The 26,064-nt window shown below is 44.8% G+C and carries 16 protein-coding genes and 8 tRNA genes; 21 read left to right on the forward strand and 3 right to left on the reverse strand.

The window, feature by feature from the left end; translation table 11 throughout:
• The first annotated feature begins 561 nt into the window (after positions 1-561).
• The 3 genes from A6E01_RS05740 (at position 562) to A6E01_RS05750 (ending at position 4,064) form a co-directional block, all read left to right on the forward strand.
• Positions 562-2,010 carry a YiiX/YebB-like N1pC/P60 family cysteine hydrolase gene (locus tag A6E01_RS05740; protein WP_237334501.1) on the forward strand — a complete coding sequence of 483 codons (1,449 nt, stop codon included), beginning with the start codon at positions 562-564 and terminating at the stop codon, positions 2,008-2,010.
• A gap of 29 nt (positions 2,011-2,039) precedes the next feature.
• Positions 2,040-3,026: a hypothetical protein gene (locus A6E01_RS05745; RefSeq protein WP_237334502.1), complete on the forward strand. Its 987-nt coding sequence runs from the start codon at positions 2,040-2,042 to the stop codon at positions 3,024-3,026.
• A gap of 339 nt (positions 3,027-3,365) precedes the next feature.
• Positions 3,366-4,064 (forward strand): DUF2202 domain-containing protein, encoded by a 699-nt coding sequence (locus A6E01_RS05750; protein ID WP_065209781.1) that lies wholly within the window; start codon positions 3,366-3,368, stop codon positions 4,062-4,064.
• Positions 4,065-4,277: 213 nt separating this feature from the next.
• Here A6E01_RS05750 and A6E01_RS05755 read toward each other — a convergent pair whose 3' ends face one another.
• Positions 4,278-5,453, reverse strand: coding sequence for a MerR family transcriptional regulator (locus A6E01_RS05755; protein WP_065209782.1), 1,176 nt, complete (start codon positions 5,451-5,453; stop codon positions 4,278-4,280).
• Positions 5,454-6,186: 733 nt separating this feature from the next.
• Between A6E01_RS05755 and A6E01_RS05760 the strand changes: the two genes are divergently transcribed.
• Genes A6E01_RS05760 through A6E01_RS05770 form a run of 3 tightly spaced genes read left to right on the forward strand, consistent with a single transcriptional unit; the run spans position 6,187 to position 11,473 of the window.
• Positions 6,187-7,242: an efflux RND transporter periplasmic adaptor subunit gene (locus A6E01_RS05760; protein WP_371969742.1), complete on the forward strand. Its 1,056-nt coding sequence runs from the start codon at positions 6,187-6,189 to the stop codon at positions 7,240-7,242.
• Entirely contained in the window at positions 7,239-8,333 is a 1,095-nt protein-coding gene (locus A6E01_RS05765; protein ID WP_065209783.1) for an efflux RND transporter periplasmic adaptor subunit, read from the forward strand. Before A6E01_RS05760 ends, A6E01_RS05765 begins: the two co-directional genes overlap by 4 nt.
• Positions 8,330-11,473 carry an efflux RND transporter permease subunit gene (locus A6E01_RS05770; RefSeq protein ID WP_065209784.1) on the forward strand — a complete coding sequence of 1,048 codons (3,144 nt, stop codon included), beginning with the start codon at positions 8,330-8,332 and terminating at the stop codon, positions 11,471-11,473. Before A6E01_RS05765 ends, A6E01_RS05770 begins: the two co-directional genes overlap by 4 nt.
• A 61-nt stretch (positions 11,474-11,534) precedes the next feature.
• On the opposite strand, the gene A6E01_RS05775 is transcribed toward A6E01_RS05770, so the two are convergent.
• Together A6E01_RS05775 and A6E01_RS05780 are read right to left on the reverse strand one after the other, a co-directional pair.
• Positions 11,535-11,855: an HI1450 family dsDNA-mimic protein gene (locus A6E01_RS05775; protein ID WP_017030232.1), complete on the reverse strand. Its 321-nt coding sequence runs from the start codon at positions 11,853-11,855 to the stop codon at positions 11,535-11,537.
• A 59-nt stretch (positions 11,856-11,914) separates the two neighbouring features.
• Complete coding sequence (locus tag A6E01_RS05780) at positions 11,915-14,278, reverse strand: DNA polymerase II (protein ID WP_065209785.1); 2,364 nt, start codon at positions 14,276-14,278, stop codon at positions 11,915-11,917.
• A 374-nt stretch (positions 14,279-14,652) separates the two neighbouring features.
• On the opposite strand from A6E01_RS05780, the gene uvrY reads away from it, so the two are divergent.
• From uvrY to nspC, 15 genes are all read left to right on the forward strand, one after another.
• Positions 14,653-15,297, forward strand: a complete 645-nt coding sequence (gene uvrY / locus A6E01_RS05785; RefSeq protein WP_017030756.1) for a UvrY/SirA/GacA family response regulator transcription factor — start codon at positions 14,653-14,655, stop codon at positions 15,295-15,297.
• Positions 15,297-17,129: an excinuclease ABC subunit UvrC gene (uvrC, locus tag A6E01_RS05790; RefSeq protein ID WP_065209786.1), complete on the forward strand. Its 1,833-nt coding sequence runs from the start codon at positions 15,297-15,299 to the stop codon at positions 17,127-17,129. The genes uvrY and uvrC overlap by 1 nt, the downstream gene beginning before the upstream one ends.
• A gap of 77 nt (positions 17,130-17,206) precedes the next feature.
• Positions 17,207-17,761 (forward strand): CDP-diacylglycerol--glycerol-3-phosphate 3-phosphatidyltransferase, encoded by a 555-nt coding sequence (gene pgsA, locus A6E01_RS05795; protein ID WP_017030228.1) that lies wholly within the window; start codon positions 17,207-17,209, stop codon positions 17,759-17,761.
• A gap of 303 nt (positions 17,762-18,064) precedes the next feature.
• Positions 18,065-18,138 (forward strand) — tRNA-Cys (locus A6E01_RS05800).
• 32 nt (positions 18,139-18,170) lie between these two features.
• Positions 18,171-18,246 (forward strand) — tRNA-Gly (locus tag A6E01_RS05805).
• A 78-nt stretch (positions 18,247-18,324) separates the two neighbouring features.
• Positions 18,325-18,411 (forward strand) — tRNA-Leu (locus tag A6E01_RS05810).
• A gap of 8 nt (positions 18,412-18,419) precedes the next feature.
• Positions 18,420-18,495, forward strand: a tRNA-Gly gene (locus A6E01_RS05815).
• 54 nt (positions 18,496-18,549) lie between these two features.
• Positions 18,550-18,623: transfer RNA gene (locus A6E01_RS05820), tRNA-Cys, on the forward strand.
• A gap of 42 nt (positions 18,624-18,665) precedes the next feature.
• Positions 18,666-18,741 (forward strand) — tRNA-Gly (locus A6E01_RS05825).
• Positions 18,742-18,818: 77 nt separating this feature from the next.
• Positions 18,819-18,905, forward strand: a tRNA-Leu gene (locus tag A6E01_RS05830).
• Between the two features lie 40 nt (positions 18,906-18,945).
• Positions 18,946-19,035, forward strand: a tRNA-Gly gene (locus A6E01_RS05835).
• Positions 19,036-19,307: 272 nt separating this feature from the next.
• The gene (locus tag A6E01_RS05840; protein ID WP_017030753.1) at positions 19,308-20,153 is read left to right on the forward strand and encodes a mechanosensitive ion channel family protein; all 846 of its coding nucleotides are present in this window, start codon (positions 19,308-19,310) and stop codon (positions 20,151-20,153) included.
• A gap of 514 nt (positions 20,154-20,667) precedes the next feature.
• On the forward strand, positions 20,668-23,559 hold the full coding sequence (locus A6E01_RS05845; RefSeq protein WP_065209787.1) for a pyridoxal phosphate-dependent class III aminotransferase: 2,892 nt from the start codon (positions 20,668-20,670) through the stop codon (positions 23,557-23,559).
• Between the two features lie 13 nt (positions 23,560-23,572).
• Positions 23,573-24,820, forward strand: coding sequence for a carboxynorspermidine synthase (locus tag A6E01_RS05850; RefSeq protein WP_065209788.1), 1,248 nt, complete (start codon positions 23,573-23,575; stop codon positions 24,818-24,820).
• Positions 24,821-24,892: 72 nt separating this feature from the next.
• A complete protein-coding gene (nspC, locus tag A6E01_RS05855; RefSeq protein WP_065209789.1) occupies positions 24,893-26,023 on the forward strand; it encodes a carboxynorspermidine decarboxylase in 1,131 nt (376 codons plus the stop codon).
• Positions 26,024-26,064: the final 41 nt, after the last annotated feature.

The following is a 26,064-nucleotide window of genomic DNA, read 5'->3' on the forward strand; positions in this document are numbered from 1 at the left end:
ACCATCATTTGAGTTTATGTCTATACCCAATTGGGCTTTCTACAATTGCGACCCTGCACACGCTATCTTTATATTAGAGTTCGAAAGTGTGAAAGTGTGGTGGTCGGATACCATGCTCTGAGTCGTTTTTTAGTAATTCGAAATAACGATGGTCATCTGTTCGGTTTTGGTCATGTGAGACTCAGCATAAAAACTTTGCAGCAAGTCTCTGCTCACAACGCTTCTTACTTTGGAATATGGGCTGAGTACTTCCCCGGCTCTGAAATCCCTCAATAAGTCATGGTGTTATAGTCAACAGCCTGTTTACAATAAGAGGTTGTGAGCGCCATAATGAGACTGTGCGCAACTAGCGTCATTTCGCTGGATAGTAATGGATGTGCACTTTTCTATTCGGCGAGTTCAGGTTAAGCATCGGAAGTAAATACCGAACACGCATATTCATAGACTTAGGTAGGGAGCGCCTGAATATTGTACGTCACACAAAGTACCAATCTCTTACTGAAAACTTTGCTTAGATACCTAGGGGCGTTGCTACTCTTATTGCTTACTGGGTGTTCATCATTGAAATATTCAACGGTGAGTGAGCAAGAGGAGTTGGCTCAATGTGCTGACCCAAGTTACGAATGGAGGCCAAAGTTAACGCCAGAGCAAATCATTAATACAAGGGCTATCCGCAGTTCGGTTAATGATTACATTGCGTTGAACGAACAACTGCTATCTTATCGCGAACGAATGTTTGTAGAAATTGAATCGATGAGAGCTGATTATTCGGAAGATAATCCTATACCGTCCAAGGTATTAAACAGACTAAACCAAAAGTTAGTAGAGAGTGTAGAGCTTGCCTATCAATTCGAAAACGTTTTGCAAAACAACTACTGTTGGTATGGCAGTCTCGAAGATGGAGAGCAGGACTATTCATCGTTTATCGGCTTTATGTTAGAGCTCTCCAGCGCATTGACACTCTATGATATCTATTTCCAAGTTTATAGCACGGCCTACGAGAATCAGCGTCTAACTCGCTTCTTAAATCAAGGCGATAAGGGCTATGAAAAACCGCCAAATTCCTTGTCTTTGTATGCTCAGAATATCCAAGATTTTGCCAACCTCAAGAGATTGTCAGAGCAGGTCGCTTTTTATCAAGATAATATCAGCAACTATCCAAAGCTCGTTAACTCCTCACAGCTTTGGTATTTGAAACTCAATATTGAGCAAAGTCCTACTTTTCAAAAGATCCCTGACATGAAACTGAGTGAGGTGATGTCGAAACGCTTTAGCCATAATGTCGATATTGCGGTTTACGATTTCGAAGAGATCAATCGCTCAGCGGTCAACGGAATTAGTGGTTTCTTCGGTAATGTGACTGGCTTGTTTGAATCGAGAAAGGGCTATCTCTACAACTCCCCGGAGGTTATACAAGATGTGAGTTCGCACTTAAAAGCAGGGGACATTTTGTTAGAAAAAACGCCTTTCCGGTTAACGGATAAAGTGATTCCTGGGTATTGGGGTCATGCGGCTGTTTGGGTTGGCAGTGAAGAGGAGCTAACTGCCCTTGGTATTTGGGACCATCCTATTGTCGTAAAACATCATCAACAAATACGTGAAGGGGACATGGTGGCAGAAGCGTTGCGCTCTGGAGTACAACTCAGTTCTCTTGAGCACTTCATGAACATCGATGACCTAGCAATGATACGCGTAAGCAATCAGACACAAGAGCAAAAGCAGCAGGTGATTATTGATACGTTACGCCAGATAGGGAAGGAGTACGACTTCAATTACGATATAGAAACAACAGATAAAATAGTGTGCTCGCAACTTGTCTATATCGCCTACAGTGACATCAATTGGTCAACAGATAGGGTCGCAGGGCGATATACCATCAGTCCTGATGCGATAGCTGCTCAGACGTTAACTAATGAGCAGGTTAGTATCGAACTTCTGTATTTGTACAATAAGCGAGTAGATCAAGATTTGTCGCTACAGATGTCGGAAGTGTTGTTGGCCGAAGAGTAATTCTCACTTTTATTAGGGAAGGAATAACCTTGTTTAAGACGTTTTTAGCCAGCTTAATGCTACTGCTTGCTGGTGGCGCAGTATCAGGAGAGGTGGATAACTACTATGGTTGGGGAAAAGAATTAAAAGATGAAAAAAAGGCTTTTAATCAATACCTGAACGTAACAGTTACTCAAATCTTAGTTGATCAGAAATCCAAGTTTTCTACAGCGCAGTGTCCTGACGTTGCTGAGTGGATCATGCGAAATCTGGGTGCGCAGAGATATCCTCTAGCCTACCGAGGCGCATTAAATTCAGATATGGAGATCTGGGCTCAAGAATCCCCTTTGTTAGACCGGTTACCTGCAGTTGGAGTATCTCTAGACCAATACGCTTTGGATAGTATCTATTCCCCAGTGATGCGCACAGCAGGTATCAAAACTGACCTCGACCATATTATTAATGTGAACGGCACATATATTGGTACGGACAAAATCAGCCATTTTTTGGGATCAGGCTATGAGTACTACAAGCGCTACAGAAAAGCGATTCAATCTACATCACCGGAACTAGCGCAGATGGAAGCTATTGCGTGGGCTGACTCGATGGAAGGGGGATTGTTAGGAATGAAGGTAGTCGGCGTCTACTCCTATGCGGATCTTGAGGCTAACTATCAAGGATTTTTGTTTGCAAAGGATCTGTGTGATAAACCGTATATTAAGCAAGTGGATTCACAGTGGCAGTTGACGACCCCTATTGAAGTCGAAAACTATGTTAATCCCAACTGGGATGAATCCTTCAATGTCTCAGCATACAGTAAGTCCAGACTAGAGAGTGTAAAAAACAACCTAACCCACTTACCGGTTTGTGATCTGAAAGACGGGGCTTGGGTTAAAACGCAAACAGAGCAATATAAGCGGTTCGATCAATCCCCGAGAACAAAGCAAAGCGACTATTTAAACACGAGCTTTTCAGCACAGTTGCTTTACTTGACCCAACAATACAAACACGCTCCGGACACATTGACGGCTGAGTAACTGCGCGCCCAGTTCAAAGAGCTGAATATTACCCAATCTCAACTTGATGCCTGGGCGCGAAAGGTAAGTACACCGTTACAGGCAGACTTTACGCTGTCAGCGCTTTGTCCATAAGGGGCATGGAGTAAGAGGGCATGTATTATAGCTATGGGCTCGGTTAGAGCTAATAGCTCCCTGTTGATTAATCTAGATAATTTATGGCAAGTGATTGCAGCACCTCCATTACTCACGCAAAAAGCAAAACCTGCTCCTGTTATCTTTTGGTCTTGAGTTGTATTTCCGACCTCTAAACAACTAATGTTAGTAGTGACACCATTGTAAATTATGTGGGTGGTTACTATGAAAATATTGAGCGTTAGCCTTGCATTTTTGTTGTTGCTTACCTTAGCGTCGAACGGCGCTTATAGTGATAGCAAAAAAGGTGGTTATGAAAACTTGTCTTCAATACATTTTGTATCTGAAGCTATTAGTGAACACGAAAGACTTCATTTGATATTTATGCGTGAAGAAGAAAAACTTGCTCGCGATGTTTATATAAAACTAAGCATAGAGCACCCTGAAACGAGAATATTTGGCAAAATTGCAATAGCTGAAACTCATCATACTGGTAGCGTTTTTGATGCGTTACTGCGATTTAATATCGACGATCCCGTTGTGAATGATAATGTTGGAGTATTTTCAGGCGAGGAGTTTGGTCCGTATTTCACTGAAAAATATACAGATCTTACTAACCAAGGGCTATCCAGTGAGTTGGATGCGCTTTATGTGGGAGCCTTCATCGAAGAACTCGATATGTTAGACATAAAGACTTGTCCGAAAGTGATGATAGAAGAAATCGACTCAATTAAGGTATCGAATGATTGTGGTTTAATCTATACAAACGATAGAGTGATTAGCTCGCTTTACGGGCATTTAATCGCAGGTTCGGAAGATCACCTAAAAGCCTTTGTTTATAATATTGAAAAATACATAGGAGAAGGCGCATATCAAGCGCAAGTTCTCCCTCAAGAAGATATCGATGACATTTTAGGTCGATAAAGAGAATGACATCTAACGTGGTTAGCAAAGCTTACTGTATTTTAAATATAGTAGCTTTGCTTTTTTGATCCGGGCCAGAAAATGCGGGCTTCGGAAAGGGGTAGGATAATGAGGCGGATTCTCTTTGAGTATGTGAATTACAATTGAGCCAGTACAACCTATCTGGTCTAGTGAATTCTTGAACTGAAAACGATGATTGCGTACTCCCTAATCTTATTTAGCAGCCTTCTGGATGATAAACATCTCGTAGCCAAACTCATCCAAGTAGCGCTCATAGATGCTGACTTCTGTGTTGATGTCATTGAGCGCATTGGAGTCAGGCATGCTTGGCGTCAACTCGATGGCTCTTTGCTTCAGTGGTAGGTAGTAGTTTTCCCATGCTTGTTGGCTTAGCGGGAAATGGTCAACAACCTTATAGCCTGCCGCTTTGATCTGCTCTAAGCGAATATCAACGCTAACCATGTCAGGGTATTCGCCCTTCCAAAACTCTTGTGCTTCAGGGGTCTGTTTGTCTGTAAACCACACCAAATCGCTGAGTATCATCACGCCATTGTGTTCAAGCAGTGGTCGCCACTCTTTGAGCGCACTTTCTACACCCATAATGTACGCACTGCCTTCAGCCCATATTAGGTCAAAACCTTTAGGCTCAAAGGGCAGGTCGGTCATGCTGGCACACACAGGCTTGATGCGATCGTTTAGACCGTGCTCAGTAAAGCGTTCGACCAACCTATCTAGCGCGGACTGCTCGTTATCAACGACCGTGATTGCTGCTTGGGTGTTGTTTGCCAGTACTGTTGTGGCTAACCCCTTGCCCGAACCTATTTCCAGTATGTTACGACTAGTGAGTGGTACTAAATTGAGGGCTTTTAGGGTTTCTTGTTCGCTGCCTGGTCCCCAGTGATCGAGTGTTTCGTAGACCTTCATAAAGTCGGCCATGTAATCTTGATGTTCGTTCATGTCTTTTGACAACCATTTTAATCTGAGGGCTTCTTTTTCATCAAAGCCTTGTTTAATAAGCCAATCCAAGTGAGCATCGGGTGCTAATTGACTGACGTTCTCATGCCAAGCTCTGTGGTCACCTTCGCCAAGGAGTGCTGCTAATACACCTCTAGAATGCTGTTTCTGAGCGATCTCTTTATCGAGTTCATCTAGGCGGTTTAGCAGTAGGGCTCTGTCTATCTTCGCTTCTAGGCAGCCTTTGCACTCCTTCAAGGTTAATCCTGCTGCTTGTAACGTCTGAATCAACAACACTCTTTGCACATCTTTATCGCTGTAGACGCGATAACCATTGTCCAACCTGACTCCACTGATCAGCTTAAGCTTCTCGTAGTAGAGCAAAGCGGTACGTGACAAGCCGACTTTCTGAGCCAGCTCTGATATGCGGTACATAGGGTGATTCCTTACTTGGTTGCCTCTAACTTAAACTATAAAGCAATAGACAGGTCAACATAAAGTGGTGATTTTTTTCTTTGATTTACGTGGAGTAGATTCATCTGGGCAGATCAAGTTAGGGATGTTGGTTGAAGAGGTGATGTAGTGAGTTAGAACTGAATAGAAGTAACGTTTGAACGGGAAAAATGCTAATAAAAACTATCTATGAAAGGCTCTATTTAAAATATAAGCCAGTTTAGGAGTGACGGTCAAATGTCACGTAATAGATATCTATAATTAATACTATTTGAGAATTTTGTAATATGAGTAATTTAATATTTAAAAATACTTTAAATTAACGCACTTTATATTTGATTGGCATCTTAGTGAATAAAACCACATAGATACATAGAGTTATGTTTAGTTCTGAAATAGATATGATTTATATAAACAATAAAAACGTTTAAAAACAGAAGGTTAAGATTGTTTTCTGCCATCACTTTGATGCATCTATACACTGAATAAATAAATTACCATAGCAATATATAGGTCAGGATGTTTAAATGCTCTCGATCTTTGACTAAGTAGATTAATACATTGGAACTTATTTACTTAGATCATTGTCTCAAAACAAGCATTTGGCTTAGTTCTATTTTTTGTGTTGATGTTAATCATCGTTAAATAAGTTGAGTGCTACCTTTGTCTTCGTGCTTATGACTCAGTCATACGCCAGTTCGTTAATGTGAATTAAATGAGAAATAGAGTGTTAGGATCTTATTTTACTCGAGCCTGGGTTATTCCTGTGTGCTTATTCAGTTTAACTGCCTGCGACAATCAGCAGGCACTTGTGGCGGAACCAGAATCGAGACCAGCCAAACTTATTACGGTGTCTGCGGGTAGCGACCGCTTTGAGCGCGTATTCCCTGCATCCACGCTTGCGGGTGATAAGGCCGTTTTGGCATTTCGCGTTTCAGGGCAGGTGATCAATCTGCCAATCAAAACCGGACAAAAAGTAAACAAAGGCGACTTACTTGGGCTACTAAACCAAGAAGAGTACGCGCTGTTTTTAGCTGAAGCAGAAGCGGAGTATGCCCTTGCTAGTGTGCAGCTTGAGCGCGCTAAAAAACTGATCGCCGACCGTGTCATATCTGAACAAGATTACGATCAGGCTGTTGCTGCTGAACAAGTGGCAAAAGCGACATATGAACAAGCTAGAGCAAACTTTCAAGATACACGCTTAGTCGCGCCTTTTGATGGCACCATCTCCATGAGGCACATCGATAACTTTGAGTATCTTGAAGCCAAACAAAGTGCGATGAATATTCAATCGGACTCTTTATTGAGAGTGGTATTCCAACTTCCAAACTCGATGGTGAATCGCGTGAAGGGTGCTGATGCAGAGTTTTCTATGCAGTTTGATTCTTACTCTGGTGAGACCTTCCCATTGGTGTTTCAAGAAATTGATACTGAGTCAGATTCCTCTACCGGTAACTATAAAGTGACCATGGTAATGGAAAGGCCAGATGACATTGGGATCATGCCTGGTATGTCAGGTGACGTGACCCTTTCGCTTCCTAGGGCTAATCCTTCAACACTTCCTGATTCTTCAGTATTTCCTTGTGAGGAAAACTGGTGTGTTTGGCGAATTGATGAAGAATCTCGCACAGCGAAAACACCGGTCATTCTTGCTGAGAATGGGCAGTTGATCTCGGGCCTAGATGATGGCGACCAAATTGTGTTGTCAGGTGTGAATCAATTATCTGAAGGCCTGAAAGTACGTGAGTGGATTAAGGAGAAAGGGCTATGAGTTCATTCAAATCCCAGTCTTTAAAGTGGCTATTTGTATTAGCTACGCCTTATTTCCTGAGTGGTTGTGAACGCCCAAGCGTCGAGCCTACCACACGATTGCAAACGGTTGAGTTGCTTAAGCTAGCCACTACCTCTGCTGCTGATGCATTGATGTTTCCTGCTATCGCGACGGCTGCAGAGCGTGCACATTTGAGTTTCCTTGTTTCTGGTGAAGTAACAGAAGTACTAGTGAAAGAGGGAGATCGAGTGTCAAAAGGTGACGTTATCGCCAAGTTAGACCCTCGAGATTTCAGGATTGCAGTACGCAACGCCGAAGCAAGTTACACCGCTATCAATAGTCGATACCAAAGATCAAAGCCGTTACTTGAGAAAGGGTTACTGGCTCAATCAGAGTTTGATGAATTGTCGGCTAAGCGCCAGATGGCAAAGGTTGAGTTAGATTTTGCTCGTTTGTACTTGGAATATACCCAATTGAAGTCGCCGATAGATGGCATGATTTCTCGAGTCAATGTTGAGCAATTTGAGAATATCACTCTAGGTCAGAACATAGTGAATGTTCACAATATTGATGAGGTGGATGTACTGGTTAAAATTCCAGATCGCTTGTTCATCAATAAACCGTCAGAGCAAGAAATTTGGCAGGCAAAGGCAAGTGTTCAATCACCAAGTGGACAACTGTTTGATGCGACGATCAAAGAGTTCACCACGGAGCCAGATCCTACATCAGGGACTTATACCATCACGCTAACCCTGCCGATGCCACAAGATGAACTCATCTTAGACGGCATGGCGGTTGAGGCCTTTAAACCAAAGAACATATCCGGCATGGAATTAGGTCCAATTTCTACCGTGCCTTATAAAGCGTTGATCAATGCGGATGGGGACACCCTCAATCGAGAAGAAAAATACGTTTGGGTGTATGACAACAATACAGTCAGAAAACAAAAAGTAACAACGGGTGCGATAACAGGCAACTCAGTGCAAGTTATTGCCGGATTAGAGGGTGATGAAATTATCGTTGTTAAAGGGTTATCGCAATTGCGAGAGGGCGCTGAAGTGAAAGTGACAAATATGGGGGCAATGCAGTGAGTTCTAATAAGAGTGACCAAACTACCGCTCAATCAGATGAGCAAGTAACCGGTATTGCCGCGTATTTTATTCGCAATAAAGTGATCAGCTGGATGATCACCTTGATCTTCCTTGTTGGTGGTGTTGCTGCCTTTTTCGACCTAGGTCGCTTAGAAGACCCCGCATTTACCATCAAAGATGCAATGGTTGTCACCAATTACCCAGGGGCAACGCCAGAAGAAGTGGAAGAAGAAGTCACTTATCCATTGGAAAAAGCCATTCAGCAGCTGACCTATGTGGATGAAGTGACGTCTATATCAACTCGCGGACTGTCTCAAATCACTGTGACGATCAAACGAAACTACACTTCGGAAGATCTCCCACAAATATGGGATGAACTGCGTCGAAAAGTCACCGATATTCAGGGTTCTTTACCACCAGGCGTGAACACTCCAGCGGTCATTGATGATTTCGGCGACGTGTATGGGGTGTTGTTGGCGGTCACCGGTGAAGGCTATTCCTATAAAGAGTTGCTTGATTATGTGGATTATCTCCGCCGAGAGCTAGAGCTCGTTGATGGTGTCAGTAAAGTGTCTGTCTCTGGTGAGCAACAAGAGCAAGTCTTTATCGAAATGTCGATGAAGCGCATGAACGCTCTTGGTATTGCCCCTGAGACGGTATTCAATTTGCTGAATACTCAAAATACCGTGTCATCTTCAGGTGCGGTAAGGGTTGGCGATGAATACATCCGAATCCAACCTACAGGGCAATTTGACAGTGTCGAGCAGTTAGGCGACCTCATCATCACCGATGAGAGTACGTCGGGTTTGGTGTACTTAAAAGACGTTGCAGAGATAAAACGCGGTTACATAGATGTTCCTACCAATGTGCTGAATTTTAACGGCAATATGGCGCTAAATATGGGAATTTCATTCAACGCTGGCGTGAATGTGGTTACCATTGGCGAAGCTCTTGACCAAAAACTGGCCGAGCTAGAGTATCAACAGCCTATCGGCATCAACATTGATGAGATCTATGCTCAACCAGGCGAAGTTGATAAATCGGTAAGTAGTTTTGTAGTCAGTCTTGCTCAAGCGGTTGGTATCGTGATCGTGGTGCTGCTGTTCTTCATGGGCGTACGTTCTGGGGTACTGATTGGCCTGATCCTTCTGCTGACCGTTTTGGGTACGTTTGTGTTCATGAGCTACCTTGGCATAGAGCTACAACGTATTTCTCTTGGCGCGCTAGTTATTGCGCTGGGGATGCTGGTGGATAATGCCATTGTGATTGTTGAAGGCATATTGGTCGGCATGAAGAAGGGGCGCACTCGACTTCAGGCAGCGACTGATATTGTCACGCAAACCAAGTGGCCACTACTGGGTGCGACTGTGATTGCGGTAACGGCGTTTGCGCCTATCGGTTTATCAGAGGACTCGACGGGTGAGTACTGTCGTACCTTGTTTACTGTGTTGTTGATCTCTTTGATGCTGTCGTGGTTCACCGCGATGTCATTGACACCATTTTTTGCGGACCTGTTCTTTAAGGGGCAAAAAGTCGAAGCGAACGAAGAAGGCAGCCAATACAACGGTATTGTATTTGTCATCTATCGTAAGTTTCTTGAGTTTTGTATGAATCGCGCTTGGCTGACTATCTCAGCGCTAATAGTGATGTTCTGCACAAGCCTGTATGGATTTAGTTTTATTAAGCAGTCGTTTTTCCCAGCGTCTACCACTCCTATCTTTATGTCAGATATCTGGCTACCGGAAGGCACGGATATTCGCGCGACTAACGCTAAACTGCAAGAGCTAGAAGAATGGTTGCTAGAGCAGGAAGGTGTTGAAGACGTAACGACTTCTGCGGGTCAAGGTTTGCAACGCTTTATGCTGACTTACACGCCAGAGAAAAGCTATGCGGCCTATGGTGAAGTCACCACTCGCGTGGAAAGCTATGAAGTGCTGAATGGCATTGTGGCTAAGTACATTGATCATTTGGATACCAACTATCCAGAAATTAACCATCGTATGAAGCAAATTGAGCTAGGCCCTGGAGGCGGAGCAAAAATTGAAGCACGAGTGATTGGTTCTGATCCTACGGTATTGCGTGAGTTGGGTGCTCAAATTGTTGATATCTTGAATGACGACCCAGGCGCTAACAACATTCGCCATGACTGGAGAGAAAGAACTAAGGTTCTTGAGCCAATCTTTAATGAAAGTCAGGCTCGTCGATACGGCATCACTAAGGCCGATATAGATGACTTTTTGCAAATGTCGTTCTCTGGAAAGACAGCGGGCCTGTATCGTGATGGCACAACCTTAATGCCAATTGTTGGGCGCTTAACAGAAGAAGAACGCGTTGATTTTAGAAATATCGACAGTTTGAAAATCTGGAGCCCAGTGCTGAATGATTATGTGCCTTTGCAGCAAATGTTGATGGGTTATGAAACCCGCTGGGAAGACCCTATTATCATGCGTAAAGACAGAAAGCGTATGCTGACGGTATTTGCCGACCATGACATCCTGGGAGACGAAACCGCTGCGACATTGCAACAGCGTGTACAAGAAAAAATAGAAGCTGTTGAGATGCCTCAAGGTTATAGCTTGGAGTGGGGCGGAGAGCTTGAATCTTCGAGCGACGCTAAAGGCGCTTTAGCATCGAGTATGCCTATGGGCTACCTGTTTATGTTTTTGATTACAGTGTTCTTGTTCAGTTCTGTTAAAGAGCCATTGATTGTATGGTGTACCGTACCATTGGCGATTGTAGGTGTGACCTGTGGCTTGCTGTTGTTTGATACCCCGTTTGGTTTTATGGCCTTGCTTGGTTTGTTGAGCCTATCTGGGATGCTATTGAAGAACGGTATCGTATTGATTGATCAAATTGAAGTTGAAATGCGCTCAGGAAAGGACCCGTATCTAGCGGTGGTAGAAGCAGCTATGAGTCGTGTTAGGCCAGTATGTATGGCGGCGATTACAACGATACTGGGCATGATCCCATTGCTGCCGGATATCTTCTTTAGACCGATGGCGGTAACCATTATGTTTGGTCTGGGCTTTGCCACAGTGCTGACTCTGATTGTGGTGCCAGTGTTGTATAAAGTGTTCCACAACATCAAATACAATGGCGAAACGACTAAAACGGCAGAGCTAGCGAGCGACGTTTTATAGTCTAGGTAATAATAAAAAAGGCCAGATGGATTAACATCTGGCCTTTTTTATTTCTCTATATTTAGTCGCGCTTCCACAATATATGGCAAAACTTGTGGTCAGGGTCGCGTGACACCAACAGTCTTGCGAACACGTCATCCAGCGTATCATCCGCTTCGTTTACCAGGCCGATCTTGATTTCGGCGTAGGTTTCTTTGTCAACTTCAAACCCTACGTGTTGAACCCAATCATCACCGGTTTCAACCAGCTCAGCAGCACCTCTCTCTTCAAATTGAAGAGTGAATAGAGCCACATCGGCGGCCTCTAGGTTATCTGGAGCCATCTCGAGAAAAATGTCGTAAGCGGTATCGATGGTGTCATCGTAAGACAAAAGTTCAGTCATTAGATTTCCTTAGCGGTATCTTTGATAATTAGCGCGATTGTACGCCTTAATTGTGTCAATTAGAACAGCCCAAGCTGAGGTGCATTGATATCATCAAATTTTAGCCCAACGAAGGGTAAGATGGCATCGGCAATTGGCTTTATCTGTTTATCAATATAGTGCTCGTAGTCGATTGGGTTCTTCACATACTCAAGAGGCTCAGGGCCAATGGTGGTCATCATATAAGCGATTCGACCACGGTTTTGATATTGCAGTGGTCGCCCAAGTTGCTGGTTAATCTCATCGGCTAAACGAGCAGCGCGCACTTGCGGTGGAATGTTTTTCTGATACTCATGAAGCCTTCTGCGAAGTCGCTTTCGATACACCAGTTTATTATCCATTTCCCCGCTCTCAACTTGTTCTACGGTATCTAAAATGAACTGCGTGGGATCGGAGCCGGCAAAGATAAGCTCGTAAAGGTGCGCCTGAAAATCTCGCGCAACCTCAGTCCAGTCGCTACGGGCACTCTCTAAGCCTTTAAACACGATACGAGAGCCAGATTCTTGAGTAATTAATCCGGCATAGCGCTTCTTTGAACCTGTTTCAGAGCCGCGAATGGTTGGCATGAAAAATCGAGAAAAGTGGGTTTCATATTCAAGCTCAAGCAGGGAGGTGAGGTTATATTCCTCGGTCAAATGCTGGGTCCACCAACTATTGATGTGCTTGGTCAGCGCATTGCCAATATCATCCGCTTGCTCTTGGGTGCACTCATCTTTGAGAGAAACAAACGTAGAATCCGTATCCCCATAGATCACCTCATAGCCTTGTTCTTCAATAAGCTTACGTGTGGTCTTCATTATTTCGTGACCACGTAACGTAATCGATGATGCCAATCGTGTATCAAAGAAGCGACAACCGGAAGATCCCAATACACCGTAAAAGGAGTTCATTATGATCTTAATGGCTTGAGAGAAAGCGACTTCTTTGTCCTTCTTAGCCTGATCTCGGGCCTGCCACAGCTCTTCAATGAGGTTGGGCAAAAAGTGTTTTTCTCTATGAAACTGCGCCTTACGAAAGCCTGGTACGGCTTGGTCTGCCTCGTTGCCTATTTCTAGTTGTAGCCCCTCGATTAGCCCCATAGGGTCAATGAGAAAGCTGCGAATAATAGCGGGGTAGAGGCTTTTAAAATCTAGGACCAGAACAGAGTCATACAGGCCAGGTCTGGAGTCCATAACAAATCCACCCGGACTGGCAATCCAATCGTTTGGCATGAGATTTGGCGCTACATAGCCACCTCTATGCAGGCGTGGCAGATACAAGTTAGAGAATGCGGCAACACTGCCACCAATGCGATCAAGGGCGAGACCTGTGAGTTTACTGCGCTGAATGAGGTAATCGAGTAGGTGTGTCTTCTCAAAGATCTTGTTCACCAACACGCAGTCTTGCAGGTTGTACTTAGCAAGAGCAGGCTTATCATGATGGAACATATGATTGATCTCTTCCATCCTGTCTTGCACATTGTGTATGGCTTTGCCTTCGTGCAGCAGTTCTTGAGAGACAGACTCTAGTGACCAAGAATCGAAAGAATAAGTGGCTGATTTAAGCCCATCAATGCCATCAACCACCACGCGTCCCGGTATGGTAATAAAGCCTTGTTGGCTTTGATTAGATTGTCGGTAAAAACAGGTTTGTTTGTCTCGTCCGAGAGTCAGCCTAAGTTTGTTTTGCTCTGCTCGCTGCACCAATAGTCGCATGTCAAAGCCAATCACATTCCAACCCACAATGATGTCAGGGTCAAACTGCGTAAACCAATCAATCAATGCCAGCAAAAGGGCTCGTTCATTCTCGACCCACTGAATGGGTTTACCTTGTTCGGGTTGCGCTTCACCAATCATGATGACTCGGCTATCAAGCTCAGAATCCAATCCCACTGAATAGAGAACGCCCTTGGCGGAACATTCTATATCCAACGAGACAACGGATAAGTTGGGTGAGTACTCTTTAGCCGCTCGGCATTGTGCGTTTGCTACCTTGAGATAGCCGTTTTCTTGCTGCTCGACACCATCAAATTCTATTTGCCCCTGAATAAACCGCTCCATCAAGTAGCGATCGACCAGCCTGATATCGGATTCATAGATAGGAATCGAGTGGCTAGTTAACACGGTTTCAAAATCAGACGCATGCTTACGAGTAGGGAAGTAGCAGGCAGTAGTCGCCTCTAGTTGGAATGTTTTTAGAGGAAGCGGTTTAGTCTCACAAGGGATATTAAGCTGCTTTGCTAACTGCTGAACCTGCGCTTCATCAGAGCTGTTTATAAAGTAGACAGACTTTTGATCTGGGATTTGAATCAAAGTGGGGCCGAGATCCGTAGAAACCCACAGCTCAATAAGGCTAGAAAAACCTAAATCTTTACTTTGACGAGTTAGTATAAATCCTGAACGCAATCTGCAAACCTTTTTGCTACTCTTATTGAAGAAGATGATACCAAACCCTTGTCTAGGCAGTTATATGAATTTGGTTTCTATCAACAATGTTTTTCAATTTACTGATTTTATTGGATAAAAAATGGACCTTTATCCTCAGGCATTGCCTATGATTAATGTTGCATAAGAGCGGGTTTGGTATAAAAAACGAACGAACGATCCCTTAATTGCAGTAGTAGGTCATAATAATTGAACTAAATTGTTGTAAAAATGGCGAATACTAAGCATATTTGCATGTTGTTGGCTACAGCAATAACGTAGAATAAGGACCGCATGTTATGATTCATTCATGACGAACTTTGCGGCAAAAAAATAAAAAGTGTGGAGATACAAGTTTGATTAATGTTTTCCTTGTAGATGATCACGAGCTTGTACGCACAGGGATAAGACGTATTATTGAAGACGTCCGTGGAATGAATGTAGCAGGGGAAGCGCAAAGCGGTGAAGAATCTGTAAAATGGTGCCGAAATAACCATGTTGATGTAATCCTTATGGATATGAACATGCCCGGTATTGGTGGCCTTGAGGCCACAAAAAAAATCTTACGTTTTAACCCAGACGTTAAGATCATTGTGTTGACCGTTCATACGGAAAACCCATTCCCTACCAAAGTAATGCAAGCTGGTGCTGCTGGCTATCTTACCAAGGGAGCGGGCCCTGATGAAATGGTTAACGCAATTCGTATGGTGAACAGCGGTCAACGCTACATTTCACCTGAGATCGCTCAACAGATGGCTCTGAGTCAAGTTTCACATTCTTCTGATAATCCTTTCAAGGACCTCTCGGAGCGTGAGCTACAAATCATGTTGATGATCACCAAAGGCCAGAAGGTCACGGATATTTCCGAACAGCTGAGCCTTAGCCCTAAAACAGTAAATAGCTATCGCTATAGACTGTTTAGCAAGCTAGATATCAGTGGTGACGTTGAATTGACTCACCTAGCTATTCGTCACGGAATGTTGGATACAGAGACACTTTAGTGACAACAGGGTTCGACTCAGCCGCATTTCTTAAAACGGTTACCGACCAGCCCGGCGTTTATCGTATGTATAACGCCGAGGCTGTTGTTATTTATGTCGGCAAAGCCAAAGACCTAAAAAAACGCCTCAGCAGTTACTTCAGAAAAAAGCTCGATAACGAGAAAACGCGCGCCTTGGTCAGCCATATTGATCACATAGACGTGACGGTGACGCATACCGAAACTGAAGCTCTTATTCTTGAGCATAACTACATTAAACAGTACTTACCCAAGTACAACGTTTTGCTTCGAGACGATAAATCCTATCCCTATATTTTCATCAGTAACCATAAGCATCCTCGCTTGTCTCTTCATCGCGGCTCTAAAAAGCGTAAAGGGGAGTACTTTGGTCCTTATCCTGACTCTGGAGCAGTAAGGCAAACCCTGCACTTGCTACAGAAAATACTGCCGATGAGACAGTGTGAAGACACCATCTACGCCAACCGAACCAGACCGTGTTTGATGTACCAAATTGGCCGATGTGCTGCGCCGTGTGTCAGTAGCGTGATTTCTGATGAAGAATACGCAGACCTTGTGCAATGGGTTCGCTTGTTCTTACAAGGCAAAGACAAGCTGGTAGTAGGGCAACTGATTGACAAAATGGATGAAGCCAGCCGTACCCTGAAATTTGAACAAGCGGCTAAATTTCGCGATCAAATTCAGGCAATAAGGCGAATTCAAGAGCAGCAATTTGTATCTGAAGATAGCTTCGATGATATCGACGTGCTCGGCTATGCCCAAGAATCCGGTGTGGCGTGTATTCATATCTTGATGATCCGCCAAGGCAAGATATTGGGCAGTCGTAGCTTTTTTCCTAAGATCCCCAATAATAGCCCGCAAGACGAAATCTTTTACAGCTTCATTAGCCAGTATTACCTCAATCAATCAGAGGGTAGGGCACTGCCTAGCCGTTTGATATTTGCAGCAGGTCTGCTGGCTGAAGAACAAGCCTTTCAAGACGCGTTAACTCAGATGGCAGGAAGACGAGTTACCTTCCATACCAATCCTAGTGGCAATCGTGGACGCTACTTAAAGTTGGCGAATACCAATGCATTGAGCGCCATTACGACTAAGATTAACCACAAAATGACCATTTCACAGCGCTTTAAAGAGCTTCAAGAGGTGCTGAATATGGAGTCGATTCGTCGCATGGAATGTTTTGATATTAGTCATACTATGGGTGAGAGCACCATTGCCTCTTGTGTTGTGTTTAATCATGAAGGCCCAGTAAAGCCAGAGTATCGTCGCTACAATATCACCGGCATCACGGGCGGCGATGATTACGCCGCTATGGGGCAGGTCCTTGAGCGTCGTTACTCGAAGCAGCTCGATGTTGATAAGATCCCAGACATCATTTTTATCGATGGTGGTAAAGGCCAGCTTAATCGAGCCATAGAGATTATCTCCCAATATTGGGACGAGTGGCCAAAACGTCCTAGACTGATCGGCATAGCCAAGGGCGTAACGCGTAAGGCTGGTTTAGAAACGATGATCACAGCTGAGGGTGATGAGTTTAATTTGGCCAGTGACGCACCAGCACTGCATCTAATGCAGCACATTCGCGATGAGAGCCACAATCACGCTATTGCAGGGCATAGAGCCAAACGCGGTAAAACAAGGCGTACCAGCGCTCTTGAGGGCATCGAGGGAGTAGGTCCGAAGCGTAGGCAGGCGCTGCTAAAGTATATGGGCGGTTTACAAGAGCTAAAGCGTGCCAGTGCTGAAGAAATAGCCAAAGTACCCGGTATCAGTGATTCTTTGGCAGAAAAGATAGTTCAGGCGTTGCAACACTAACTAAAATCCCGCAACATTGGGGTTAAATTTAAAGTCAGATAAGCGCACTGTTTTCACGTGCCTTCAGAGTAAATAAAATGCGATTGACTATCCCAAACATTCTTACCATGATCCGCTTATTCTTGATCCCAGTGTTTGTCATTGTGTTCTATTTACCAACCACATGGGCACCGTTTACCGCGGCTATGGTGTTCTGGGTCGCTGGATTTACAGATTGGCTCGATGGACTTGCGGCTCGTAAATTAGGACAGACTTCTCGCTTTGGTGCATTTTTAGACCCAGTCGCCGATAAAGTGATGGTGGCTACAGCGCTGCTTCTCATTGCAGAGCACTTCAATACGATTTGGATTACCGTTCCTGCGATTATCATGATTTCCCGCGAAATTATCATTTCTGCACTGAGAGAGTGGATGGCAGAGATTGGTAAACGCTCGAGTGTAGCGGTATCTTGGGTCGGTAAAGTAAAAACCTTCTCTCAAATGTTTGCGTTGTGGGTTCTCATCTGGCGCTACGACGATTGGATGGTTTGGATTGGTTACTTGTCTCTGTATGTGGCAACCGTCCTCACACTATGGTCTATGGTGCAATATTTAATGGCAGCCAAAGACGACCTGCTCAATTCAGAAGAGTAAAATCGATTTATGAAAACCAGCGAAAGCTGGTTTTTTTGTATCTGCGACAACCAATTGCAAATATTTTATGCCTAAGTGTCTTCACACCAACACAAACAACGGGTTAGTGTAAAAGGCAGTGCAGAAAAATACGCCAAATTAAGCGTAATTTGAGCAGTATTTGATACTTATCTAACCACTTGCATGCAGTTTGTTTGTAAAGCGAGCAAACGAATCAAAATTATAAAAATTCTGTTGACTCATCGGGGTGAATCCGTAAAATGCCACCCCGTACCGAAGAGAAACATTCTTCAGTAACACAGAGGCGCCTTGGCAGAGTGGCTATGCAGCGGATTGCAAATCCGTGGACCTCGGTTCGACTCCGGGAGGCGCCTCCATATTTTATCTTATAGCTAGTAGCTGTAAGAATGCGACACTAGCTCAGTTGGTAGAGCGCAACCTTGCCAAGGTTGAGGTCACGAGTTCGAACCTCGTGTGTCGCTCCAAATTAAACTTATAGCTTCAAGCTGATAGCTTCTAGCTGCAAGTGGATGGTGTCTTACCCATCGCAACAAGTTTTGCGTGCCCTGGTGGTGGAATTGGTAGACACAAGGGATTTAAAATCCCTCGGCGTTCGCGCTGTGCCGGTTCAAGTCCGGCCCGGGGCACCATCTAATATGCGACACTAGCTCAGTTGGTAGAGCGCAACCTTGCCAAGGTTGAGGTCACGAGTTCGAACCTCGTGTGTCGCTCCAAATAATTACTTATAGCTTCAAGCTGACAGCTTCTAGCTGTAAGAAAAAGATAATGGCGCCTTGGCAGAGTGGCTATGCAGCGGATTGCAAATCCGTGGACCTCGGTTCGACTCCGGGAGGCGCCTCCATTATTTCTAAGCTTTCAGCTACAAGCTGCTAGCGACGAGAATGCGACACTAGCTCAGTTGGTAGAGCGCAACCTTGCCAAGGTTGAGGTCACGAGTTCGAACCTCGTGTGTCGCTCCAATAATTAACTTATAGCTGTGAGCTTTAAGCTATCAGCTGTAAGAAGATGGTGTTACCCATCGCAACAAGTTTTGCGTGCCCTGGTGGTGGAATTGGTAGACACAAGGGATTTAAAATCCCTCGGCGTTCGCGCTGTGCCGGTTCAAGTCCGGCCCGGGGCACCATCTTAATAGCTATTAGCTTCGAGCTGCTAGCTACGAGAATGCGACACTAGCTCAGTTGGTAGAGCGCAACCTTGCCAAGGTTGAGGTCACGCTTATGTTCAAGGGAAAGCGAACCTCGTGTGTCGCTCCAAATTAAAGAATGCTCGATTCAGCCACGAGGAACCTCGTGCCCAGTCTGGTCGATACGCTCCAAACAAAAGAAAGCCCTAGCAGAAATGCTAGGGCTTTTTTGCTTTTTATGTCCTTAAGTCTATAGATAGAAGGCTCTATTTCTCTCCTCGTCTTAACAGAATTCAAGAAAGTTACTTTTGAGCCTTTAACTACGCGTTAAAGTGTTTATTATCCCTATTAAGAATAGATTCTTTATCTTCAGTCACTTATTCACCTAACACGGAGCGACTCATGGAGAAATTGCAGCCAGTTGTCGATTTTCTTCTTACTTATAAAAGTATTTTCAGTGTACTCATTCTATTCGTCATCTGGTTATTGCGTCGTTTTTTGCTGTCCGTGATTCGCGGGAATGATGCCTTTATCTCAGAAAAGCAGCGTAATTGGATGTCAAAAACCAAGAACGGCAGCTTTGCATTTACTCTGATTATTTTGTTTATCCTATGGCAGTCGGAGATCAATCAATTTGCGCTGAGTGTGACTGCGATTGCGGTTGCTATTGTAGTGGCGTCAAAAGAAATTATTCTTTGTTTTACTGGCTCAATACAAAGGGCAAGCTCTCGTTCATTTCGTATTGGTGATTGGATTGAGGTCGGCAAGTTAAGTGGAGAGGTGATAGAGCACAATATGATGGCGACAGTGATCCAAGAGATCGACCTTCATCATGGGCAATATCATTACACAGGTAAAACAGCGACACTGCCAAACAGCATGTTCTTTACCTACCCAGTAAAGAACCTTAACTTCATGAAGCGCTATGTTTATCATAACTTTTCAATTGTGGTGAAGGACTTCGTTAATCTGTATCCGATGATCCCTGAATTGACGGAAAAGATTGAGGAGCATTGTGCGTATTTTAGTGATGTTGCGATTCGCTATAACGCTATGATTGAAAAGCATGCCGGCTTGGATCTACCTGGCGCAGAGCCGCATATACACATTAGCAGTAACATCAACGCAGAGCAGATTGTGCATTACATGATCTTCTGTCCAACGGACAAAGCGAATCACTTAGAAAACTTGATTCGTAAAGATTTTATGGATATGTATGAAAAGCGCTTTCCAGTAAAGTCTGACTGATACAAACGTAAGATATCCGAGCCTCAGTTTAAATACTGGGGCTTTTTTATGGGCGAAATTACTGTTTGATATTCATGTAACAATTTGAAATAAATCTGCGGTTATAAATAGCGCATTTTGCTTGTTTACTGTTGCTAAGATCACGTTTTCTTGCTAAATTCCCGCGCAATCTCAGAACACTCTGAGGGACACGCGTAATAAGCCTGATTGTGATATTACGTAGGGTAGGTATCAAACGGCCTTCGTTTGATAGATGGGAATAAGATGCCAAGATGGCATTGAGAAAGGCACCCAACATGTATCATCAATCTAATTTGACAATCAGCTTCGTTCTACCGGCTTACACTATTATTACTGAGCCATGATCCGTCACATCTGACAGTTCACCCCCTTTAAATTCTATTTTCCTAAGCATCTCTTTTTAAGTGATGTTTGCGTACTATATACCCGTAATGTTAATCCGTTGTTCTCAAGAATGAACAAGGGGAGGCATTACTCTAATTTAGGTAAATCTATGAGCTCTGCATTTGAATTTGAGATTGCGGCCACTAGCGCTGTTTTTTCAAGTGATGTCCCTGTTGTTGAAGGCATTTATGACCTAACACCAGATCAAATGTTAATTGACCAAGCTGAGCACGAATCTGAGGTTCGTTCTTATCCACGTCGTCTACCCCTTGCTATCAAACGTGCTTACGGCGCGTTAGTTGAAGATACACGCGGCCAAATGTTTTTGGACTGCTTAGCAGGAGCGGGCACGTTAGCCTTGGGTTATAACCACCCTGAGATTAATCAAGCGTTGAAAGAGCAGCTCGAAAGTGGCTTGCCGTATCAAACACTGGACATTACGACTCAGGCTAAAGATACCTTTATTAAGCGCGTAAAAGCGTTTCTTCCGGAAGAATTTTCTAAGAACTCTGCGATTCAGTTCTGTGGTCCTTCGGGCGCAGATGCGGTTGAGGCTGCGATCAAGTTGGCTAAGCAGACAACTGGCCGTAATACCGTATTCGCGTTTCGCGGTGCCTACCATGGCATGACCAACGGTACTATGGGCATGATGGGTAACCTTGGCACGAAAGCGCGTCGCACCGGACTGATGTCTGATGTTCACTTTATGCCTTTCCCGTATAGCCTACGTTGTCCGTTTGGATTGGGTGGTGATGCCGGTGCTAAAGCCAGCATTCGTTATATTGAACGTCTTCTTTGTGATGATGAAGCGGGCATCATGAAGCCAGCGGCTATCTTCGTTGAACCTGTCCAAGGTGAAGGTGGTGTTATTCCAGCACCAGCGTTCTGGCTAAGCGAACTGCGCCGCATCTGTGATGAGCACAATATCCTGTTAGTGCTGGACGAAATTCAGTGTGGTGTGGGTAAAACCGGTTACCGCTTTGCCTTTGAAGAAGCGGGCATTTCTCCTGACATTCTATGCCTATCTAAGGCTATCGGCGGCGGCCTTCCTATGTCTCTACTTGTGTTTAAGAAAGAGAACGATACATGGAACGCTGGCGAGCATACGGGTACCTTCCGTGGCAACCAACTGGCAATGGTATCGGGCGCTAAAGCGCTAGAGATCATTGAACGCGATGGTTTGGTTGAGCATGCAGCAAAAGCGGGTCAGTACCTAAGAGAAGGGCTTGAAGCAATTCAAAGTCGTGTGAACTGTATTGCTGAAGTACGTGGTAAGGGCTTGATGCTTGGCGTCGAAATCGTTAAGCCTAGCGGTGAGCGCAATAAGTTTGGTGAGCGTGTGGCCGATGGAGAGCTGACTCTTGCGATCCAACGTGCGGCGCTAGAGCGTGGCTTGATGGTAGAAAAAGGTGGTCGTGATGGCAGCGTCATTCGCTTCTTGCCACCAATTATCATCTCTTACGCTCAGATTGATTTTGCTCTCAAGACTATGGAGCAAGCGATTCTAGCGGCGGGCGGCTCTTTGGTCGACCCTGAGCCAAGCAACAAGCAATGGCAAAAGCACTTTATTCATACGGGCGCACAGGGCGCAGATGAGTTTGCTAAAGTCATGCATCACACAGTAGATGCAATGAAATCTGTATTTGAAGCGGTCGATAAGCCGTATTCTGGTATGGATCCTAAGGCGCTAGAAGCTCAGATCAATCAGATTGATCTGGATGCTGGAAACCAAAACCTAACTGACGTTATTGATAATGCCTCAGATTTGGTTGCCAAAAATTCAGTCATGGTTCAGCACCCTAACTGCATTGCGCACCTACATACGCCACCGCTAATGCCGGCCATTGCAGCGGAGGCGATGATTGCGGGTCTTAATCAGTCAATGGACTCATGGGATCAAGCTTCTGCAGCTACCTATGTAGAGCAGAAAGTGGTGAATTGGCTTTGCGAGCAATACCAGATGGGTGAGAACTCAGATGGCGTATTTACCAGTGGTGGCACTCAAAGCAACCAAATGGGTCTACTACTCGCGCGCGATTGGTTTGCGGACGTTACTAGCAAGCACTCTATCCAAAAGCTAGGTAACCCAGACTATGCAGATAAGCTTCGTATAATCTGCTCAGACAAATCACACTTTACCGTGCAAAAATCTGCAGCCTGGATGGGCCTTGGTGAAAAGTCAGTGATCTGCGTGAACACCTTTGACGACGGCACAATGGATACTGAAGCACTTGCTGAAACCATTGCCAATGCAAAGGCTGAGGGCTTAATGCCGTTTGCGGTTGTGGCAACTGCGGGCACGACCGACCATGGCGCTATCGATGATATTCAAGCAATGGCGAGTATTGCAGAGCGTGAAAACCTTTGGCTTCACGTAGATGGCGCTTATGGCGGAGCTCTAATCTTGAGCAGTCATAAAGATCGTTTGAAAGGCATTGAGAAAGCAGATTCAGTGTCGGTGGACTTCCATAAGCTGTTCTATCAAACCATCAGCTGCGGTTCTTTGTTGGTGAAAAACAAGGCTAACTTCGATTACCTGCTGCACCACGCCGATTATCTTAACCGTGAACACGATGAGCTACCAAACCTTGTCGACAAAACCATGGCGACTACTAAGCGATTTGATGCGCTTAAGGTTTACATGACCATGCAAAACGTCGGCCCTAAAGCGCTAGGTGCCATGTACGATCACCTGATAGAGCAAACTCAGCAAGTGGCGAAGATGGTTCAGCAACACGAGATGTTTGAGCTGTTAGCTGATCCTGCACTGTCGACAGTCTTGTTCCGCTGTAAGCACTTAGATGCGTCTCGTTTAGACAAACTGAATCAGAAAGTGCGTATCGAGGCTTTAGTGCGTGGCGTAGCGGTATTAGGTGAGACTGTGGTAAACGGTCACTCAGCGCTGAAATTTACAATTTTGAATCCGTGTCTGACCTTGTCAGATTTCGAAAAACTATTAAATGACATTGATAAGCTAGCGGTAGAGCTAGCGGCACAATAAAGGAAAGTAACAAATGGCAGTTTTGCAAATTGGTGCAGGTGGTGTTGGTTGGGTTGTTGCGCATAAAGCGGCACAAAACAACGACGTATTGGGTGACATCACTATCGCTTCTCGTACCGTCGCTAAATGTGACAAGATTATTGAATCGATCAAAGGCAAAAACAACCTTAAAGATCCGTCTAAGAAACTAGAGTCTCGCTCTGTAGATGCTGACGATGTTGCTGCTCTTGTTGCGCTTATCAATGAGGTAAAACCTGACCTAGTGATCAATGCTGGTCCTCCGTGGGTGAACATCATCATCATGGAAGCCTGTCTACAAGCTAAGGTTTCTTACCTAGATACGTCTGTAGCGGTAGACTTGTGTTCTGAAGGTCAGCAAGTACCGCAAGCTTACGATTGGCAGTGGGGCTTCCGTGACAAGTTTAAAGAAGCGGGTATCACCGGTATTCTAGGCGCAGGTTTTGATCCTGGCGTAGTCAGCGTATTTGCCGCTCACGCAGTGAAGCACCTATTCGATGAAATCGACACTATCGATGTGATGGATGTTAACGCTGGCGATCACGGTAAGAAGTTTGCAACTAACTTTGATCCAGAAACGAACATGCTTGAGATCCAAGGCGACTCTTTCTACTGGGAAGATGGCGAATGGAAACAAGTAGGCTGTCATGAGCGTATGTTTGAGTTTGATTTCCCGCTAGTAGGTAAGCACAAGGTTTACTCTATGGCGCACGATGAAGTGCGTTCTATGCAAGAGTTTATCCCGGCAAAACGCATTGAGTTTTGGATGGGCTTTGGCGATGCATACCTGAACTACTTCAACTGCATGCGTGATATCGGTCTGCTTAGCCCAGACCCTCTAACTTTGCATGATGGTACGGTTGTACAGCCTCTGCATGTTCTTAAAGCACTACTGCCAGACCCAACGTCACTAGCACCGGGTTACACAGGCAAAACTTGTATTGGTACTTGGGTTCGCGGTACTAAAGATGGCAAGCCACGTGGCGTATTCATCTACAACAACGCAGATCACGAAGTGGCTTATGAAGACGTTGAGCACCAAGCGATCTCTTACACTACTGGCGTTCCAGCAATCACAGCGGCACTGCAATACTTCCGTGGTAAGTGGGCAGACGCTGGCGTATTTAACATGGAGCAGCTGGACCCAGATCCGTTCCTAGAAACCATGCCTGAGATTGGTCTAGATTGGCACGTTCAAGAGCTAGATCCAGAGCAAGCACCAGACATTCAAGTTCTTAAGTAGAGCTTGAATCTCATTTTCTAGTATTAAAGCCGGTAGTGATGCCGGCTTTGTTCGTTAAGAGACTACGATTTTATGAACCATTCTCAGTTGCAAACACCTTACTTCATGATTGATGAAGCAAAGCTTATTCAAAACCTTGAGACGGCCAAGAGGCTTAAAGAGCTATCGGGCGTGAAATTGGTTTTAGCGCTTAAATGCTTCTCGACATGGGGAGTGTTCGACATTATTAAGCCTTACCTTGATGGCACCACAAGCAGTGGTCCTTACGAGGTGAAGCTAGGTTACGAGACCTTTGGCGGTGAGACTCATGCTTACAGTGTGGGTTACACAGAGCAAGACGTTATTGAAGTCGCTGATATTGCAGACAAGCTGATCTTTAACTCTCAAAGCCAGCTGGCTCACTATCGCCACTTGGTTGAGGGCAAAGCCTCTCTGGGTCTGAGATTAAACCCTGGTGTGAGTGTTGCAGGGCAAGATCTCGCAAACCCTGCGCGCCAATATTCACGTTTGGGCGTACAGGCAAACCAGATTGATCCTGCTGTGTTTGAAACCTTGCAGGGTGTGATGTTCCACATGAACTGTGAGAACAAAAGCGCCGATTCATTTATTGCGTTACTAGACGCGATTTCTACTCAGTTTGGCCACTACCTAGATAAGATGGAGTGGGTGAGTCTTGGCGGTGGGGTATTTTTCACTTGGCCAGGCTATGAGCTTGAGAAACTAGCGTCAGCCCTAAAGGCATTTTCTGACAAGCACGGCGTTCAATTGTATTTAGAGCCGGGTGAGGCGATCATTACCAAGACTGCCGATCTTGTGGTGACGGTTGTCGACATTGTTGAAAACGAGAAAAAAACAGCGATTGTTGACTCGGCAACTGAAGCGCATCGCTTGGATACGCTCATCTATGATGAACCTGCATCTATCCTTGAGGCGACGGAGGGCGCAGAGCACCATTACGTTATCGGCTCATGTTCTTGCCTAGCGGGTGATCAGTTCTGTGAAACGCAATTCTCGCAGCCTCTTAAGATAGGCCAGCGCCTGCATATTTTGGATAGCGCAGGCTACACCATGGTGAAGCTTAATTGGTTTAACGGTATCAAGATGCCGTCAATCTATTGTCAGCGTGCAAGTGGTGAAATAGTGAAGCTTAATGAGTTTGATTATTCAGACTTTAAACGCTCGCTATCACAGTGGTCAGTGTGATTTAAATATAATGAAAGAAGAGCAGTGAACCTGCTCTTTTT

Source organism: Vibrio breoganii (assembly GCF_001677275.1).
GTDB lineage: Bacteria > Pseudomonadota > Gammaproteobacteria > Enterobacterales > Vibrionaceae > Vibrio > Vibrio breoganii.

Bases quoted from the DNA above. Each gene is read 5' to 3' on its own strand.
- A6E01_RS05750 (WP_065209781.1), top strand. From the start codon at position 3,366: ATGAAAATATTGAGCGTTAGCCTTGCATTTTTGTTGTTGCTTACCTTA.
- A6E01_RS05755 (WP_065209782.1), bottom strand. From the start codon at position 5,453: ATGTACCGCATATCAGAGCTGGCTCAGAAAGTCGGCTTGTCACGTACC.
- A6E01_RS05760 (WP_371969742.1), top strand. From the start codon at position 6,187: ATGAGAAATAGAGTGTTAGGATCTTATTTTACTCGAGCCTGGGTTATT.
- A6E01_RS05765 (WP_065209783.1), top strand. From the start codon at position 7,239: ATGAGTTCATTCAAATCCCAGTCTTTAAAGTGGCTATTTGTATTAGCT.
- A6E01_RS05775 (WP_017030232.1), bottom strand. From the start codon at position 11,855: ATGACTGAACTTTTGTCTTACGATGACACCATCGATACCGCTTACGAC.
- pgsA (WP_017030228.1), top strand. From the start codon at position 17,207: ATGCGATTGACTATCCCAAACATTCTTACCATGATCCGCTTATTCTTG.
- A6E01_RS05840 (WP_017030753.1), top strand. From the start codon at position 19,308: ATGGAGAAATTGCAGCCAGTTGTCGATTTTCTTCTTACTTATAAAAGT.
- A6E01_RS05845 (WP_065209787.1), top strand. From the start codon at position 20,668: ATGAGCTCTGCATTTGAATTTGAGATTGCGGCCACTAGCGCTGTTTTT.
- A6E01_RS05850 (WP_065209788.1), top strand. From the start codon at position 23,573: ATGGCAGTTTTGCAAATTGGTGCAGGTGGTGTTGGTTGGGTTGTTGCG.
- nspC (WP_065209789.1), top strand. From the start codon at position 24,893: ATGAACCATTCTCAGTTGCAAACACCTTACTTCATGATTGATGAAGCA.